The sequence below is a fragment of the Cohnella sp. GbtcB17 genome (assembly GCF_019091135.1).
Classification (GTDB): Bacteria; Bacillota; Bacilli; order Paenibacillales; family Paenibacillaceae; genus Cohnella.
In genome coordinates this window covers 181092-199596 of sequence record NZ_JAGXJW010000002.1, presented here as the reverse complement: position 1 = coordinate 199596, position 18505 = coordinate 181092, and the positions used below count along the sequence as shown (strand labels likewise).

The 18505-nt window shown below is 55.9% G+C and carries 9 protein-coding genes; 4 read left to right on the top strand and 5 right to left on the bottom strand.

From position 1 onward, the window contains the following. Positions 1-191: 191 nt before the first annotated feature. A complete protein-coding gene (locus tag KVT38_RS01500) occupies positions 192-2225 on the top strand; it encodes a peptidoglycan D,D-transpeptidase FtsI family protein (protein WP_254638889.1) in 2034 nt (677 codons plus the stop codon). A gap of 22 nt (positions 2226-2247) precedes the next feature. On the opposite strand, the gene KVT38_RS01495 is transcribed toward KVT38_RS01500, so the two are convergent. Beyond that, on the bottom strand, positions 2248-3159 hold the full coding sequence (locus KVT38_RS01495; RefSeq protein WP_217591908.1) for a LysR family transcriptional regulator: 912 nt from the start codon (positions 3157-3159) through the stop codon (positions 2248-2250). A gap of 112 nt (positions 3160-3271) precedes the next feature. Between KVT38_RS01495 and KVT38_RS01490 the strand changes: the two genes are divergently transcribed. Beyond that, positions 3272-4285 carry an alpha/beta fold hydrolase gene (locus KVT38_RS01490; protein ID WP_217591907.1) on the top strand — a complete coding sequence of 338 codons (1014 nt, stop codon included), beginning with the start codon at positions 3272-3274 and terminating at the stop codon, positions 4283-4285. A gap of 305 nt (positions 4286-4590) precedes the next feature. On the opposite strand, the gene KVT38_RS01485 is transcribed toward KVT38_RS01490, so the two are convergent. Beyond that, positions 4591-5574 (bottom strand): aldo/keto reductase, encoded by a 984-nt coding sequence (locus tag KVT38_RS01485; protein WP_217591906.1) that lies wholly within the window; start codon positions 5572-5574, stop codon positions 4591-4593. Between the two features lie 169 nt (positions 5575-5743). Here KVT38_RS01485 and KVT38_RS01480 point away from each other — a divergent pair, with 169 nt between their 5' ends. Beyond that, complete coding sequence (locus KVT38_RS01480; RefSeq protein ID WP_217591905.1) at positions 5744-14797, top strand: DUF4073 domain-containing protein; 9054 nt, start codon at positions 5744-5746, stop codon at positions 14795-14797. A 98-nt stretch (positions 14798-14895) separates the two neighbouring features. Here the strand turns inward: KVT38_RS01480 and KVT38_RS34605 are convergent, their stop codons facing one another. From KVT38_RS34605 to KVT38_RS01470, 3 genes are read right to left on the bottom strand one after another with little or no spacing between them, the layout of a single operon-like run. Further along, positions 14896-15315: a hypothetical protein gene (locus KVT38_RS34605; RefSeq protein ID WP_254638888.1), complete on the bottom strand. Its 420-nt coding sequence runs from the start codon at positions 15313-15315 to the stop codon at positions 14896-14898. Next, a complete protein-coding gene (locus KVT38_RS34600) occupies positions 15263-15637 on the bottom strand; it encodes a hypothetical protein (protein WP_254638887.1) in 375 nt (124 codons plus the stop codon). The genes KVT38_RS34605 and KVT38_RS34600 overlap by 53 nt, the downstream gene beginning before the upstream one ends. A 6-nt stretch (positions 15638-15643) precedes the next feature. Next, on the bottom strand, positions 15644-16069 hold the full coding sequence (locus tag KVT38_RS01470) for a PH domain-containing protein (RefSeq protein WP_217591904.1): 426 nt from the start codon (positions 16067-16069) through the stop codon (positions 15644-15646). A gap of 473 nt (positions 16070-16542) precedes the next feature. On the opposite strand from KVT38_RS01470, the gene KVT38_RS01465 reads away from it, so the two are divergent. Continuing rightward, complete coding sequence (locus KVT38_RS01465; RefSeq protein WP_217591903.1) at positions 16543-18396, top strand: 3'-5' exonuclease; 1854 nt, start codon at positions 16543-16545, stop codon at positions 18394-18396. The last annotated feature ends 109 nt before the right edge of the window (positions 18397-18505 follow it).

Genomic DNA, 18505 nt, shown 5'->3' with positions numbered 1-18505 from the left:
ACCTCTTCGTCTATTGGTTGGTTGTCATCCGTATCTTCATTATATAGACGATAGCCGAGTCGGGAATTCATCGGTCTAATCGATTTGAAAGCAAATTCTTTTATAAACATTGAACCTCTCTAAAAAGGTATTCGTCTCAATATATGACAATATAAGGGTGGGTATCCAGTGTCGGAGTGAGGGGACGAAAGTTGGAAATTGACCATAAAACCGAAGAACGAATGAAAAAGGAAGTTCAAAACCGTCGCCAATTCAGCATCAGGTTAAATGTCTTTTTCATGGTTACCTTTTTCCTGTTCTCCTGGCTAATCGTGCGCCTTGCTTATGTGCAGCTCGTCGAGGGTCCAAGTCTCCAGGAGCGCCAGACGCGTTTGATCACGAAGGGCGTATCCATCCCGCCCATTCGCGGCAATATTTACGATTCCGCGGGACGTCAGATCGCCTATTCGATCTCGACGCAGTCGCTGTATTTTACTTTTAAAACAGGTTTTAAGCAGAAAGACGCGGAGGCGCTGGCTGCAAAACTCGTGAAGCTGTTTAACGAAAGAGGCGATGAGCGTTCCAAGCCGTTGACGGCTGAGGACGTGATCGAGGCGATGGACCTCGATGGCATAACGCATCTGCCATTCCAGCAACGGCGGATCAAATCCGGACTGTCAAAAGAAGAGATCGCCTATCTTAGCGAGCACCGCGACGAGTATCCGGATGTGGAGATCGTGGAGGAGAGCATTCGCCAATACACCCCCGACCGGGTCGCCGTACAATTGGTTGGCTATATGAACAAGATGAAGGGGGCCAAGGAAAATCTGGATTTCTACAAAGAGATCAACGCGAATCAATCGGATCCCGCGCTTAAGTATCTGGATTCGGAGGAGGTCGGCTACGACGGCATCGAGTTGATGTATCAGAAGGAGCTGCGGGGGCTTAACGGTTATAAATCTTATCAAATCGACGTCAAGAGCCGGATCGTCGGCGACATGAAGCTGACGAAGCCGGTCAAAGGGCAGAATCTGTATCTGACGATTAATCGCAAAGTACAGCTCACCGCCCAGCAAGCCATTCTCGATCAGATCGCGACGACTCGCGCTTCGACGGCCAAGACGCTCAGAGATGCGCAGCCGACGACGGGATATGCGGTCGCGATGGAAGTGGAGACGGGCAGGGTGGTGGCGATGGCGAGCATGCCGGATTACGATCCGAGCATCTGGCAGGGCGGGATCAGCCAGAAGGAGCTGGATGAGATCACGCCTGCGATGGGCAACGGCGCGATCCGGGAAGTATTCCCGCCTTATAAGGACCCCAAGGAACGCTCGCAGCATCCGACTTCGCTTGTGCCGCTAGGCTCGACGCAGAAGCCGCTGACGATCCTGACCGGGTTGATGGAAAAGGTCATCACGCCCTCGACTACATGGACGGACCCGGGTTACTTCAAGTTCGGTCGCGACAATCAGGCGGAGGTTCAGAATGCGGGACGCGTCTACAACGGTTCGCTCACGCCTACAAGGGCGATCGCCAAGTCGTCCAACGCATACATGGCGAAGATGGTCGGAAACGCTCTTTATATGCAATTTAAGAAAAAAAGCGTCGACATCTGGGACAAACACATGAAGGAGTTCGGACTCGGGGTGAAAACCGGCAGCGGGCTGCCATTGGAAATGCCCGGTATTGTGGATTACTTCGTAAGCGCAACACGGGACAGCCCTCAGTCCGCGATGATCTACGCGTCGTTCGGCCAACAGGGCAAGTATACGGCGTTGCAGCTGGCGCAGTACGCAGCGACGCTCGCGAGCCACGGCAAGCGGATGAAGCCGCTGCTCGTCGACCATACGACCGATGCGGACGGCAACATCGTGACGAAGATGAAGCCCGAGGTGCTAAACGAGATTAAGCTGCCGAATTCGTATTGGAAAACGATCGAAGACGGCATGGCACAGGTCAAAGTTGAAGGCTTCGACGGCGTGCGCTATGACTTCTATCGCAAGACCGGTACGTCCCAGCAGCAGGGCGTCGGCAAGCGCAAGTTCGTCGAGAACGCCGTCTTTATTTCCTATGCCCCGCAGGATAATCCAAAGCTCGCTGTCGCTGTTATCGTGCCGGACGGGGGCTACGGCGGCTGGGGCGCGGCGCCGATCGCGCGCAAGATTTTCGATGCGTACGATGCCGAGGTCGGCCTCACGGATGCAGGTCCAAGGCCGCCGATCGGGACGATTGGTCAGACACAGTAGCATAGCTTGATTCCCATATGGATCATGATCCGGGCGCGGTCGTGCCGGCCTTCGGCGAAACTTCCCTTACCGCTTCTATGAAACCCGTCATAATGGGCGACAGCCACTTGTCTTTATGCCACAGCATCTGCGTATACACGCGCAAGTCCGGAATTTGCCACGGCAGCGCAACGAGCTCGCCGCGTGCGACTTCGGCTTCCGTCACGATCTGCGGCAGGAAGGCGATGCCGATGCCAGAGATGGCGCATTGTTTGATCGCCTCGGCGCTTTGAAACTCTAGGTAAGTGAGGCTGTCGATGCCCTCTTTCTCGAAGGACCGGTCGAACATCGTTCGATAGGGACAGCCTTTTTCATTGGTCAGGAAGATTTCTCCGTGAAAATCGTCCGGCTGCAGCTCGGCTCGTGTCGCGAGCGGGTGGTCGGATGCGGCGAAAAGGCGGAAGTTCTCTTCCAGCAGCGGTTCGACGGCGAGCCCGGTTGAGCGAACGGGTTCGTCCAGTATAAAGACGACATCTGCGGCCCCGTCGAAGAGCGCTTGCCTGAGCGCTTGATTCGGCACGGAGCGGAAGATCAGACGGACGCCGGGATATTGCGAACGAAACCGTCTGAAGACGGCCGGCAGCCGGTAGGCGCAGACGACCTCGTTGGCGCTGACCGTCAAGGTGCCGGTTAGCTGTTCGTTGTCGTGAACGGCGCTGCGGGCTTCGTCCAATTTGTCGAGAACGTCATGAACATGCGTTAAAAAGCGTTTGCCCTCCGTCGTGAGCACGAGCTGCTTGCCCAGGCGATCGAAGAGACGAACGCCAAGCTCGTCCTCCAACGCTTTCATTTGCATCGTAACGTTGGAAGGGACGTAGTTCAGCGCTTCCGCGGCCCGGCTGAAATTTAAAGTGGATGCGACCGTTCGGAACGTGTTCAGTTGGCGCAATTCCATCGCACGATCCTCCTTTTACTTTCAATAATACTGAATATGACTTTGAATTGTATTCACTTTTATTGAGCGTAGCACGGATCTATACTAACGACAAGAAGGGAGCGATCTTGCGATGGATTACGAAATTTTTGGTTTAGGTGACGTCACTTTGCAATCGGGAACGACGCTGCCGGACGCTTTTCTCGCTTATAAGACATACGGCCGTTTGAATGAACAGAAAGATAATGTCATCGTCTATCCGACTGCGTTCGGCGACCAGCACGTTCAGAATGAGTGGTTGATCGGAGAGGGCATGGCGCTGGATCCGCACAAATACTTCATTATCGTGCCGAATCTGCTGGGCAATGGGCTGTCTTCCTCTCCTAGCAACACGCCACCGCCTTTCGACAAGGCCAACTTCCCGCAGGTTACCGTTTATGACAACGTTCAATTCCAGCATCGGCTCGTAACCGAGAAGTTCGGCATTCAAAAGATCGCGCTCGTCGTCGGCTGGTCCCTGGGAGGGATTCAAGCGTTCCAGTGGGGAGCGAGCTATCCGGATATGGTGGAACGAATCGCGCCGATCGCCGGCATGGCCAAGACGTGGCCCCAAACGTATTTGGTCCTGGAAGGCATGAGAGCGCCGCTCTTGGCAGCAGTCGGCTTCGATTCTAGTAAGCTGGGCCAGTTGACCGCCGCCGACATGCGTGCCGTTGGCCGTGTTTATGCGGGATGGGGGTTGTCGCAGGCGTTTTACAGAGAGGGTCTTTATCGCGAGCTGGGATTCGACTCTGTGGCGGACTTTATGACCGGCGTCTGGGAGGACAGCTTTATGAAAATGGATCCGCACAATGTCCTCGCGATGTTAACGACAGGCATACACGCGGATATTAGCGCAAACCCCGTTTATAACGGGGGCTTCGAGAAGGCGCTCGGAAGCATCAGGGCGCTTGCATACGTCATGCCGGGGAGCACGGATCTCTTCTGCCCGGCGGACGACAACAAATACGAGGCAGAGCGTATGCCGCATGCCGTCTTTAAACCTATCGAGTCGATCTGGGGCCATTTTGCCGGTCGCGGCATCAACAAGGCGGACAACCGATTTATCGATGACAGCCTCAAGGACTTGTTGGCGCTTCATCATTGACAAGGCGGAACGAACGCAGAGCTAAGACGTATATCGTCTAGGCTCTGTTTTCATTTATGAAAAGATACGACTGCGCGGCCAATCAATCCGAGAGGGAGGTGTTGCGAGTGGCTGTGGTATTGTTTATTATAATCCTTGTCTTTGGCGTTCCGACTATCGGCAAAATGAATAAAAGAATCGCTCAGTTAGAGGAGCGAGTCAAAGAGCTGGAGGGACGGAATCGCATCGACTAGTCATGAAAATGAAAGCAGCGGATCCTCCGTGTGGGGATCCGCTGCTTTATGAGCGCCTATTCCGATCTAGCTTTAGTAAGCGCCCCGAATATGTTCGCTGACCTGCTCCCGGTAAAACGCCCGCAACCGCTCGTGCTCTTCCGCACTGAAAGGCTTCGTGGCCAGCACGCCGAGATTGTCCTCGACTTGACGTACGTTCTTGAACCCCGGAATCACGCAAGTGATCTCTTTGAAATCGAGCAGCCAGCGAAGCGAGGCGCGCGTCATGTTGCCGCGGCCTTCGGCGATCCAGCCGAGCTGCGACGCGAGCTCTACCCCTTTGGCGAAGGGGAGGCCCGCGAACGTCTCGCCGACGTTAAAGGCTTCGCCGTTCTGGTTGAAGCTGCGATGGTCCTCGGGCTCGAAGGAAGCATCCGCCTTAAACTTGCCGGTCAACAGACCGCTGGCGAGCGGCAGTCGGACGAGCAGGCCGACACCGCGCTCGGCGGCACGAGGGAGGAGCTCCGCGATCGGCTTCTGCCGGAAAATGTTGAATATAATTTGCAGCGCCTGCACGCCCGATTTTTCCAGACAGAACAAGCCTTCCTCCACGGTCTCGACGCTGACGCCGTAGGCGCGGATCTTGCCTTCTTGCTGCAGCTTGTCCAGCACCTCGAACACGGCGCCCTGCTTCAGGATCTCGAACGGCGCGCAGTGGATCTGGTACAGATCGATCGTCTCGCGCTCCAGCCGCTTCAGGCTGTCCTCGCACCACTGGCGCACCCGCTGCTCCGAATAAGTCTGCGGGTCGTGAATGTCGCCCTGACGGCAGAACTTCGTGGCAATGTGGATCTTGTCTTCCTTGCCCTTCGTGGCGCGGGCGAGCAGCCGCTCGCTCTTGCCGTCGCCGTACACATCGGCCGTATCGAAAAAGTTGACGCCTTCGTCCATCGCCCTGTCCAAGGCGCGGAGCGACTCGGCGTTGTTCGTCTGCCCCCATGAGCCCCCGATCGCCCACGTACCGAAGCTGACCTCGCTAACCTGCAAGCCCGTTTTGCCGAGCGGACGTAAGTTCATGTGCTCATCCTCCGATGTCGATGCGTGAATTTGGATCAATCGTATTGTAGCAGATGTGGGCGATGAATGCGCTATCACGCCTGTTAAGCGTTTGTTAATTACCATTTAGTATATTCTTTATAGTTTATGTCTTTAAGCTATTCAGCTTGGAATACCGAGGAGGACAATCATGAATATTTTGGCTGCGCGCAGACACTTGATTGGTTTGTTATTGTTGTGTCTGATTTTTCCTCAGCTTCATTTGAGCGCCGCGCATGCGGACAGCCCTGGACTCATCGTAGAGTCCGCGAGTGCGTCAAATATAGATGGCAGCTTGGCAAGCGTCGTTTACGGCGAGAATAGCAACGGCGACGGCGCTTACGTGGCGGTGGGCGCAAAAGGACGCGTAGTCCGATCCGAAGACGGATTGAATTGGACGCGCATCGTCTTGCCGGCGTCTCTCGATAAAGCCGACTGGAGGAGCGTCGCTTACGGCGGCGGGAAATATGTGGCGGTAGGCACTGATCGTTCGTCTGGAACAGCTCTTGCCAAACTGATCGAATCTCCCGACGGATTGTCCTGGACGGAGCACTCCGTCACCGGAAGTACGCTGCAAAAAGTCCGGTATGTTGCCGAGGATGCGGCGTTTTACGTGGCAGGCGCAACCTGGAACGGGAATAACAATCAGGATCAGGGCATCATTTTGCGCTCTGCGGACGGAGAGACATGGGGCCAATGGGGCAATATTCCCCGATTTGTAAAAAGCGGTTCAAGCAGTTCAAGTGCCTTCTATTTAGTAGACTTTGTTAAGTTTAAAGGGAAATATATTGCATCCACCAATTTGTTTACGGGCTATGCCTATTCGACGACCGGGTCGAGTTGGACGACTGCATTTGCTACAGCAATCCTCAGCGACGGTTCCCTTGAATTTTCCATTTACAATAACCAGTTGTACGCGAACTATAATTGGCAAGAAGGGTATATGAGCTCGGATGGCGTCAGCTTCGCGCGAACGGCTTCATTCGACGGCACGATTGGGGTGGGCCAATCCGGATCTGCATTATATCGTTACGGCAAAGCAGGAAAGCTGGATATTTCCACGGACAACGGCGTGAATTGGACGCCGTCGGCCAAGGTATCGAACATTTCGATCATGTCGTTCGCCTCCAACGGGACGAGCATCGTCATGGTGACGGCGGCGTTGAATAGCTTGCTTGTGACTTCAGATGGCAACAAATGGCAGAAAATCGAAATCGACTTGAAAGGCGTTGCAAGCGGAGACGGCAAATGGGCGGCCGTCGGCGAAGCAGTGCCTTCAAATGGCAATGAAAGCGCCGACGGCGGCTTGCTTACTTCCGAGATAGGCTTTAACCAGCTAGCTCCATCATTAGCGCTGCCTTCTCAATATGCCTTCTCTAAAGTTGTATACGGCGAGGGGCGGTTCGTCGCCGGCGGCTCCAAGCTTGGCTCAAGCATAGACGGCGTCAACTGGGCGACATACGATCTGCCGGCTGGCGCTTCCGGCAAAGTTGTCGGACTGGAGTACGGTGACGGCGTATTTGTGGCGGTGACTGACGGCGACGATGTGCTGACTTCTCTGGATGGAATCAGTTGGTCTTTGGAGGCGGAATTAGACGGCGCCTCCGCAATGAACCTTGGCTATGCCAACGGCATGTTCTTCGTCTTTGGTTATGGCGGCGTTTGGATGACGGCTTCGAGCGGAGCTAATTGGACCCATATCAGTTCTTTGGACGACTATGTTACGAATTCTTATTATAGCTTTGGAGATATTGCATTCGACGGCTCCAAATATGTATTGACCGCTGTGGACGGGAACACGGGAGTGCCCAAGGCGCTGTCGTCGGCAGACGCGCCGACCGGGGGCCCGATGACGTGGACAGAGCACGAGATCGATCCTGCGTATTCCGAGCTGGGCAGCATGGTCTACGGTGAGGGTTACTTTGTCGTCGTCGGAACGGGTTATGACGACGACAACAACGTTCATCCCGAAGTCTACTATTCGACCGATGCCGAGAACTGGACTTCCGTCTCCGAACAGGAGCTTGGCATAGCGGGCAGCATGCTTTATGATGTCTATTTTAAGGACGGCAAATTTTACGTTGTAGGCAGCGACAATGCCAAAGTCGTGCTGGCGAAGCCGGGCGGCGGCCCAGGCAGCACCACCTTCACCGTCGTCAACACGCACGACGACGGCGAAGGCTCGCTGCGTTGGGCGATCGCGCAGGCAGGCGCCGTGGCTGACGGCCAGGTCGTGTTCGATCCGGCGCTGGCGGGGCAGACGATCACGCTGCAGTCTAATCTAGCGGTACGCGAGCCGGGCGGCAATTCGGATTGGAAAAGCGCGACGGTCGGCGATCATTCGACGAACTTTAAGCTGACAGGACTTACGGATTCGGAGGGCAAGCCGGCCATCACCGTGGACGGTAACGGATACATCGGTCTATTTGCGACCGGTCAGGGTACGTTCAGCCTCTCCGACATTCGGTTCACCGGATTTGATCTGAACGATCTCGCGGGTGATTACAATGGCTGGGGCTCGGCGCTGATGATTGGCGGCTACAACTACCAAACAATCAATATCAGCAATGTTGAATTCGATCATAACAAGATGACTTCAAAATTTAATACCTCAATCGCGTCACTCGGCCTGGATAAACCTCCTTATGAGATTCATATGGATCGGGTCCTGTTTGCGAACAATGAATTGCATGCATTCACTACTGACGGATCGCCAAATCAAGCCGTCGTATTTGTCGGCCTATATGCCCAGAACAGCGAGATCGCCAACTCAGTGTTCTATAACAACAAGACAACGAGCAGCACGACCAGCAATGCTTACGGCGGCGTGATCGGCGGTTTCATGGATTACCGTCTGAAGGTTGTCAACAACACGTTCTACAACAACACCGTATCCAATGCCGGAATCGGGGAGGCGTTCGGTCCGGTTGGATACGTGTTCCAGATGGGAGGCAGCTCCGTTGACTTTTACAACAATCTGGTCATTGACAACAAAGTAGAGGGCCGGACGGTCACGACATTCGAAGATGCCTTCTACAATGATGGTGGTGCAGCTCCGACCCAGGACAGCAACAACCTGTACACGGGTTCGCCATTCGTCGACGCCGCAAGCGGAGACTTCCATCTGGCGAACACGGCTACGGATGCGATCGATCAGGGCGACGACAAGAAGGTCATCGGCACCGTAGATCTGGACGGCAAGATACGTATACAAGGCGATTACGTCGATATCGGCGCGTATGAGTCCGAGCCGGGGACGGTCGGCGACGGTCCATCGCTGGCAAGCGTACTCGGTCAAACGGATACTTCTCCCGGAGGTGGGACAGGCACAGCTGCGGATCCGATCACGTGGTCGATCAACGTGGAGAACAGCGTCACGAAGCTGGACAAGGCAGACATCGTGCCCTCCGACAGCAGCGCAAAAGTCTGGTTCTACGACGATCCGGATTATGCAGGAACAAACAACGGAGGTTTCGAAATTGCGTCTTTGAACCTGCCGGAGGGCGGATCGGCGACTGCGTACATCCAGATCGATACCAGCGATGTCAATAAATCCATCTACTATGCGGTAACAATCCATCGGGCGGCCGGGGCGGATCCTGCTACGGTATTTGATTATGAAGCCAACGTCACCGGATTCGGAACCAAGACGGTCTCACAGACGAAGGGCGGCGAGACGCTTGTCGCGAATTCGGTCGAAAAATCATTGGAAAGCAACTTTGAATTAGCGGCAGACGCGAACAACGGCACCGAATCGTTAGCCACCAATTATGGCGATGAATGCAACTGCGACGAGAGTTCCATTACCTTCACGGTTCAGGGCGGCAAATTATTTGATCTGTTATCCATGAACATCGTGGATTACGAAGGCGCGAACAATGATAAGCTCATTTTCACTTCCAACAAAGGCGGTATCTTCACTACGCCAGTCATTAATACGCCAGGGTCGGATTTTATTCCGATTACTGTCGACGTGTCCGCGAGTGCGGATTCCACAAAGTTCCAAGGAATTACTAGCTTCACCGTTACAGCGCAAGACGGCGGATTCAAAGGGCATGCCTTTGACGATATTACGCTGGCTAACATCAGACTGCCGGCAGGAGATACGACACTCCCTGTCTTATCGGGAATAGACGTCTCAGGGATTACCCAGACCGATGCAGCCTTAAAAGGAACAAGCGACGAAAATGCAACGCTGTATTACGTGTTGACGACAAGCGCGACGCCGCCTACCGCTGCACAGGTGGTTGCCGGCCAAGACGACTTGGGAGCACCGGCATTCAAGTCGGACAATGGCGCGGCTACCGCTGCAGTGTCCAAGTCGTTTAACATAACGGGATTGACGGCAGGCACCCATTACTATGCCTACATTGTGGCTAAAGACAGTGCGGGGAACGAAAGCCTCGTCGGCAGCAAAGATTTTACGACGACTGCAGCACCGCTTAGCGATAATGCTTACCTCAGCAATCTGACGGTAAATCCGGGCTCGTTGACATTCGATTCGAATACGGAGACTTACACCGTGAACGTTCCGTACGGAACGACATCGATCAACGTGACGCCAACAGTAGCGGACAGCGGCGCAACTGTGACGGTTGATGACGAGTCCGCGGTCAGCGGCAATGCGGTCAGCGTCACGTTGGACGAGGATGGTTTGACCGTGATTCCCGTCGATGTCACGGCTGCCAATGGCACGGCGACGAAGCGGTATACGATCACGGTAAACGAGACGGCTGCGATCCATGCAGAGACGCCTTCGATCGGGACCCAGCCGTCCGGGGCTACGGTGAATGTGGGGGCCACAAAACCGATTTTGACGGTGGCCGCCACAAAAAGCGATGCAGGAACGTTAAGCTACCAATGGTATAGCAGCACGACGAACAGCAACGATGGAGGTACGATCATTCCTGGAGAGACAGGCGATTCGTTCGAAGCGCCGACGACCTCGGCAGGAACGACCTATTATTATGTCGTCGTCACCAACACGAACAACAGCGCGACGGGGAATAAGACGGCGACGGCCAAGAGCAATGCGGTGGCCGTGACGGTCAATGCGCCAAGCGACAACGCGGATCTGAGCAACCTCACGGTGTCGCCAGGCACGTTGACATTCGCTGCGGGCACGAAGGATTACACCGTCACTGTACCGTACGGGACGGCGTCGATTGACGTGACGCCGACGGTAGCGGACAGCGGCGCTACCGTGACGGTCCACGGCGAGTCCACGACAAGCGGCAGCGCACGGACGATCACGCTGGAGTCCGATGGGTCCACGTTGATCAATGTCATGGTTACCGCCGCGGACGGATCGACCAAGTTATACAAGATCACAGTTAACGAAGCGGCGCCGTTGAACAGCACGATCAGCCCCACGACGGCGACGTTCGATCTGAATACGGCGAATACGTCGGCGGGGCACTATGAGGATGTTACAACGAACATGACGTTGAACGGCAATGAACTGTCCAGCATTAAAAATGTAACGAATTCGCTCAACCCCGGCACCGATTATATGGTCAGCGGCTCGACGGTTACGATCAAGAAGAGTTATTTAGCGTCTCAGGCAGTCGGTACGACGACGTTAACGTTCCATTTCAGCGTAGGATCGACCCAGACGATGACGATCACGGTTAACGATACGACGCCGATAGCGGCATCGGGCTTGACGGTGATATCCGGCGACCCGAGCGGTGCAAGCCGTGACGGCAAGACGAAGATCGAAATCAATGAGACGTTGCCGGATGGACATAAGCTGGTGTACTTTAACTTCGGCAGCGGCACGGTAGTCGTTCCCAAAGTAGGCGATACGCTGACGTCTTATGACGAGCTGCCAAGCGATGGGCTGATTTCTGCGAACGATGAGGATGCGATCGGCGTGGCGGAGGTCGATACAGACGGCAAGACGGTTCGCTTCGGCGATACGACAGCGGTCGTGACGTCCGAGCCGAAGCCTGGTGCGCCGAATGTAACGACGGATAACGATTCGAATACGATCGTCGGCGCTACCTCGGCGATGGAGTATGCGTTAAACGGCGGGCCATGGACGGCATACGATAGTGGCAACCCACCGGTATTCCCGGGCACGGCTACGGTGCTCGTGCGCGTGGCGGCGGATTCCGGTGCTGACAAGCCGGCCGGGGATACGACGACGCTGAACTTTACACCGAATCCGCCTGCTGCACCGACGGTATCGGCGGACGACGCGGCCAACGTGATTACTGGCATCAATGCCACGATGGAGTACCTGATCGACGGCGGAGCTTGGGTGGCGTATGACTCGGAAAACCCACCGTTCCTGAGCGGCGAGCACACGGTCAAAGTTCGCGTGAAGGCAAGCGGCAACGTGCCGGCGGGCGAGGAAAAGACGATCACGTTCACGCCGAATCCGCCTGCGGCACCGACGGTGTCGGCGGACGACGCGGCTAACGTGATTACGGGCATCAATGCCACGATGGAGTATCAAATCGACGGCGGAGCGTGGGTGCCATATGACTCGGAGAACCCACCGTTCCTGAGCGGCGAGCACACGGTCAAAGTTCGCGTGAAGGCAAGCGGCAACGTGCCGGCGGGCGAGGAAAAGACGATCACGTTCACGCCGAATCCGCCTGCGGCACCGACGGTGTCGGCGGACGACGCGGCTAATGTGATCACCGGCATCAATAGCACGATGGAGTATCAGGTCGACGGCGGAGCGTGGTTGCCATATGACTCGGAAAGCCCACCGGTCCTGAGCGGCGAACACACGGTTAAGGTTCGCGTAAAGGCAAACGGCAACGTACCGGCAGGCGAGGAAAAGACGATCACGTTCACGCCGAATCCGCCTGCGGCGCCGACGGTGTCGGCGGACGACGCGGCTAATGTGATCACCGGCATCAATAGCACGATGGAATATCAAATCGACGGCGGAGCGTGGGTGCCGTATGACTCGGAAAACCCGCCGGTTCTGAACGGCGAGCACACGGTTAAGGTTCGCGTAAAGGCAAACGGCAACGTGCCGGCGGGCGAGGAGAAGACGATCACGTTCACGCCAAATCCGCCTGCGGCACCGACGGTGTCGGCGGACGACGCGGCTAACGTGATTACGGGCATTAATAGCACGATGGAGTATCAGATCGACGACGGATCTTGGGTGCCATATGACTCGGAAAACCCACCGGTCCTGAGCGGCGAGCACACGGTTAAGGTTCGCGTAAAGGCAACTGGAAACGCACCGGCAGGTGAGGAGAAGGTCATCATCTTCACGACCAACCCGCCTGCGGCACCGACGGTATCGGCCAATGACGTAACCAACGTCATTACCGGTATCGACGACAAGATGGAGTACGCGATCGACGACGGCAACTGGATCGCCTACAACCCGGCGAGTCCGCCGATCCTGAGCGGCGAGCACACGGTCAAGGTTCGCGTGAAGGCAAGCGGCAGCGTACCGGCCGGCGAGGCGAAAACGATCTTTTTCACAATCAACGGCACCTACAGCGTGCTCGGCACGGTAGTAGACGACACGCCGGATTCGAACTTCAGCGCCGGAGCGACCGTAAAGGTGATGAAGGGCAACGTTCAGATCGGTTCGACCGCGGCGACGGATGCCAGCGGACGCTTCAAGGTAACTGGCGTGTCGAACGGCACTTACAACCTGGTCGTCACCAAGGACGATCAGATCATTACGGTCGCCGTGACGGTGAAGGATCAGGATTACGACTTCAGCCCACGGCTCATCGTACTGCCGAGAGGCAGCAAGAACAGCGCGGTGGAAATCAAAGGCGACACGCCAAGCGTTGTCGTGGACGGGCTCAACGATCTGTTCGCAGATACGCAAAACGTCTACACGGCCGATGATCGGCAACTGGTCGCGGATGGCGGATCGGTAAAGATTACGCTAGGCGTGGAGAAGCTGGGTGCATCCATTGCTCCAGGCGCTCCGCAGCTGCAACGTCTGGCAGGCGGTCAAACGCTCGATCTGTACCTGGACATGACGTTGACCAAGACGCGCGTCGATACGTCCAATCAGACGACACGGAGCACGCTGTCTACGGTGGGAAGTCTGCTGAAGATTATCGTGCCTTACGATCTGACGGGCAAAAACAACATCGTGATCTACCGCTACCACGACGGCGCTGCTCAGCAATTGAGGCTGCTGCCTTATGCCGCAGCCACGCCATCGACAGAGGGCTATATGCTGGACGCTGAGGGCAATCAAATCGTCATCTGGGCACAGAATTTTTCCACGTATGCTATTGCATACGGAACGGTCGAAACGCCGCCTGCGGGTGGTCCGACCAGAGCGCCGATCGCCAGCTTCACGCTTACCGCGACAGCAGGCGTTGGCGGCAGCATGAGTCCTGCGGGCAACATCTCACTGACGCAGGGCGGCAGTCAGACCTTCACGATCAAGCCGGACGAAGGCTACGCGATCTTGGATGTGACGGTTGACGGGAAGAGCGTAGGCGCCGTCGGTAGCTACACATTCTCAAACGTCACGGAGGCGCATACGATCAAGGCCGATTTCGCAAAAATTAAAGCGGCCGGCCTGCCATACTACGAAGAAGGCGGCAGCAAGGTGTTCATCGGCTTCGCGACCAACGCCTCGGGCACGATGAAGTACATCGCGCCGAGCGGCAAGACGGTCCAGTTCCAGGCGAACCCCAAAGCGTTCACCGACATCGCAAGCCATTGGGGCAAGTCCTACATCGACTTCGTCACGGAGCGCGAGATTTTCGTCGGCTTGAATGAACATACTTTCTCGCCGGACACGGGCATGACGCGCGCCATGCTGGCGACCGTCATCGGCCGCTTGTACGAGAGAAGCTACGGTCCGCTGAGCGCGACGGACAAGCACGTTTTCACGGATGTTGATTACGACAGCTGGTACGGCGCTTACTTGGACTGGGCAGCAGGCAACGGCATCATCCAAGGCGTGGGCGGCACGCGGTTCGAACCGGATCGCCAAGTGACGCGTCAGGAACTGGCCGCGATGCTCTACCGCTTCGCGCAGTTCATCAAGGCTGATACAAGCGTGGCTGCAGACAAGACGCTAAGCTACTCCGACGCATCCGCGATCGATGCCTGGGCACGCCAAGCTGCACTTTATACGCAGCAATTCGGCATTATCACCGGTCGGAGCGACAACGCCTTCGCGCCAAAGGAAACGGCAACGCGCGCGGAGGTTGCGGCTATGCTGCAAAGATTTATTGAGACGGTCGTTTAAAAAGGCAGTAGCCCTTCATTGGGCAAAGCTGCTGCCATATAAACGAAACAGGGCCGAGACTGAGGCGTTCCTCAGCTCGGTCCTGTTTTTTGTCGTCGCTACATCAACCCGGCCGCCTTCTTAATCCGCGTCCGCTCGCCGACGATGACCGATTTCATCGCTTCGGTGCCATAGGCGCCGGCCGTGAAGGCGTTCGCCTTTTCATAGAAGACCATCCGGAAGGAAGTGCCGTCCTGCAGATGCACCCGCAGGAAAATGCCGTATTCGGGCTTATTGTCTTTGTAGATCGTATCGAAGCCGACCAGCTTTAGCTGCGGCAGATCCCTGGCGAAGACGGCCGACGCTGCCGGCGTGAAGTCGCCGATCGGGCTGCCGTCCATACCGCTCTCTAGGCTGACCTTGGCGATTTTCCCGTCGATGTCCCACAGGTCGCCGAGCTTCTTCGCATTCGGATTGGAATGGGCCTCATACACTTTGCCGCCCGCCATGACCCGATACGACGGCTTGTAGCCGTTCATCGATCGCATAGATCGCCGTGCCGACCGGCAGGTAGGCGGCATCGCCGTTCTTTGACTGATGGTCTGTACAGGCATGATCGTCTAGCATATACGAGACCTCGCCGACCTTCTCTCCTTGCTTGGCTGGCGAGACTTCCTTTGTTCCTTCGGAATTGGCCGTGTACGTCACATCGTTCAGCATGAGAAAGTCGACCCACTCGATTTCGCCGAAACATTTTCCCCCGGTCAACCCAGCCAGCGTATTCTTCAACCCGCAGCCCGAAGCGGCCAGCATCGCTGCCAGGACGAAAACGGTCACGCCAAGCCGTGTTAAGGTCTGCACTGTCGTTTACCCGTTCAACCGTTTGTTATTGGCAAGGGCGATGGACATCAAGGTCGTGTAGATCGGCTTCGCATTAAATTTTTTGCCGAATTCAAACTTGTACGATGCGACTGATATGTTGTTGCTCTTGTGATAAGGGGAAGTGATGTAGTGAATCGTTACTTCGCAGTCGTCGAATCCGGTTCCCGACGTCTCCATCGTCACCTCGTAGATCGCGTCCAGATGAATCGATACGACTCTTGTTTTGCTGCCGGTTACGCCTTGATGATCGATCAGAATCAGCCGTTCCTCCGTGAACACAAAGGCGTCCCGGATCAGCTTGAAGCCGGTCTGAATCGTCTCGTTCGGCGTCAGATAAGCACCGTATTTCTCCTGCAGCTCCTGGACCGATACTTCCGAGTAGTTATTGAACAATCCGCTGAAAAGACCCATGAACGATGACCCCCTGAAGGTAAGATGAATACACATTTCGGCACAGCTTCGCTAAAACCCTCCTCGGATGGTAAATCATTCATATGTAGTGGTTGCCGTGTGGCTGCCGGATTGCGCGAGATCCATAATAGCTGTCAAAAGGCTGTTATTTTTCTTTGCAAGCCGTTGCTCGGCCGAATAGTGGTTAAAAGGCAGTTATTCCACCGTATACAACTCGCACAATGGCTCTACCCAACGAATTAATTGCCTTTTAACACTTATTGCGTCTCATTTTGGAAAATCGGCGAAAATAGATGCCTTTTAGCAACTACTCCCGGGCAGCGTCTGACAGGACGGGCGACGGTAGTCAACGCACCTTGTCGGCGATTTGACTTCGACGAACAGACGATTAAATTCGAATAATTTTCTGTAAGGTACCGCAAATCATATATACTAGTGTCAAATGCAATCAATCCGTTAAAGGTGTGACTGAGATGGCCTATATGGTCCCGGAGGTTATTCGGACGAGTGCGGCAGCGGGGGAACGTCTACTTTTTCGCACCTTGAAGGAATATTTGCCGAGCGATTATATGGTGTATTATGAGCCGGAAGTTGAGGGGAAGCGGCTTGACTTCGTCATCGTCGGCCCGGATCTGGGGCTGGTCGTGCTGGAAGTCAGGGACTATACCCCGTCCATGCTCTATCAAATGGATGAGCGCGGATGGCAACTGCATACGGCTGTCGGTCGCGTGGAGACGGTGCGCAATCCGTACAACGAGGCTAGAGACAATGCCAGGCACGTAGCCAATCGGCTGAAGCAGGATCCCGATCTGATTCAGACGGAAGGGAAGCTTCGAGGCCAGCTTAAGTTCGCGTGCGGCTGCGGGACGGTATTTACGAGATTGAAGCAGGAGGACTTCGTTCGCTATGACTTGTACGAGGCGATCGCGCCGGAGTTCGTACTGTGTCGCGACGAGATCGATCCCGAGGATACAGGATTCTCGGCAGATGTCCTCATCGATAAAATACATGGGATGTTCACGGCATGGAGCGGAAGCCGCTACTGTCTGACGACGGCGGATATTCGGGTGCTTCGGCAGCATTTGTTCGCCGAGGCGCGAATCAGCGCTGAGTTCAGGCAGCCGGCCGATGACCAGGATCAGCTGCTTCTCTCGCTTCGGCATATTCAAACCGCGGATACGTATGAGGAAAATATGGCTCGAGCGGGAGACGGAGGCGGGAAAACGGCCTTGCTCGCAGCCCGCGCCAGAAGGCTCGCCAAGCAGTACCCGGACTGGAAAATTCTCGTGCTCTGCCGCGATAGCGCGCGGGCACAGACGCTGCGGCAGACCATCGCGCGGTTGCTGAACGAGCCGGAGGATCTGCTGGATCTGATCCGCCTCGAAGAGCAGAAGGCCGGCGCAGTCGTCGAGCCGAACATCGCGGCGTTCAGCTTTCACGAATGGCTGAGGACGGTATTGAACGGGCGGGAGGCGGATATCCCGGTTCTGATCGACAAGCTGGATCAGCATGAGGCGATCCTGCCCTCGTACGATGCGATTTTCGTCGACGAAGGGAAAAGCTTCGAGGCGGAGTGGCTGCAGCTGCTGGGGCTCGTGTTGACCCCGGAGACGCAGCGCCATCCGCAGGCGGGAGACCGGTCGCAGGGCATAGGCCGCCGGGGCAGATCGCGCATTCTCTCGATGAACTACCGGAATACGGCGCAGATCGTGCAGTTCGCCTGGGATTTTTACCAACGGCACTCCGCCTTGCAGCACAAGATTCAGAACGGTTCCGTCGACGGCGTCGACCTCATCCCTCCGTACAGCACGCACCGCAAGGGGCCGGAGCCGGTCATTGCGCGATGCGATCGATTTGGCGATGAGCTGAAGCGGGTCGTGGAGCGGATCGCTTATTTGCATGACGAGCAGAAAATCCCTTATACCGACATGGCGATACTATACCGCGTGAAGGACAACTATCATACCTCGTATGTCGACGCGATCCGCAGGGCGCTGTTCGAAGCCGGCATGCCATATGACCGAATCGCGGAAAATACGGATGGACCGCAGCCGTCCGATCGTGCACGCGACGCGATCAAGCTCTCCGACATCGCCGGGGCGAAGGCGTTTGAATGTCGAGCGGTGTTCGTCGTCAACGTCGACAGCATGCCGTTCCCGCTCGAGGAGTCGGAGGAGAAGGAGGTATCGCTGCTCTACAGCGCAATGACGCGGGCGCTCGATTGGCTGTTTCTCTCTTACAGCGGCGAATCGAAGTTTACGGCGTATCTGGACGAGGTGCTGGAGCAGCGGGGCAGGAAGGGAAAGGCTTCGAAGAAGATGGGTTGAATCTGGGTGAATATAGCGTGTTAGCGCCCTCCATTCGTGGAGGGCTTTTCCACTTTCTCCAGCAGATGCTGATTCGACGCTGCCTTTTTGCCTTCCTGCCTGCCAAGAA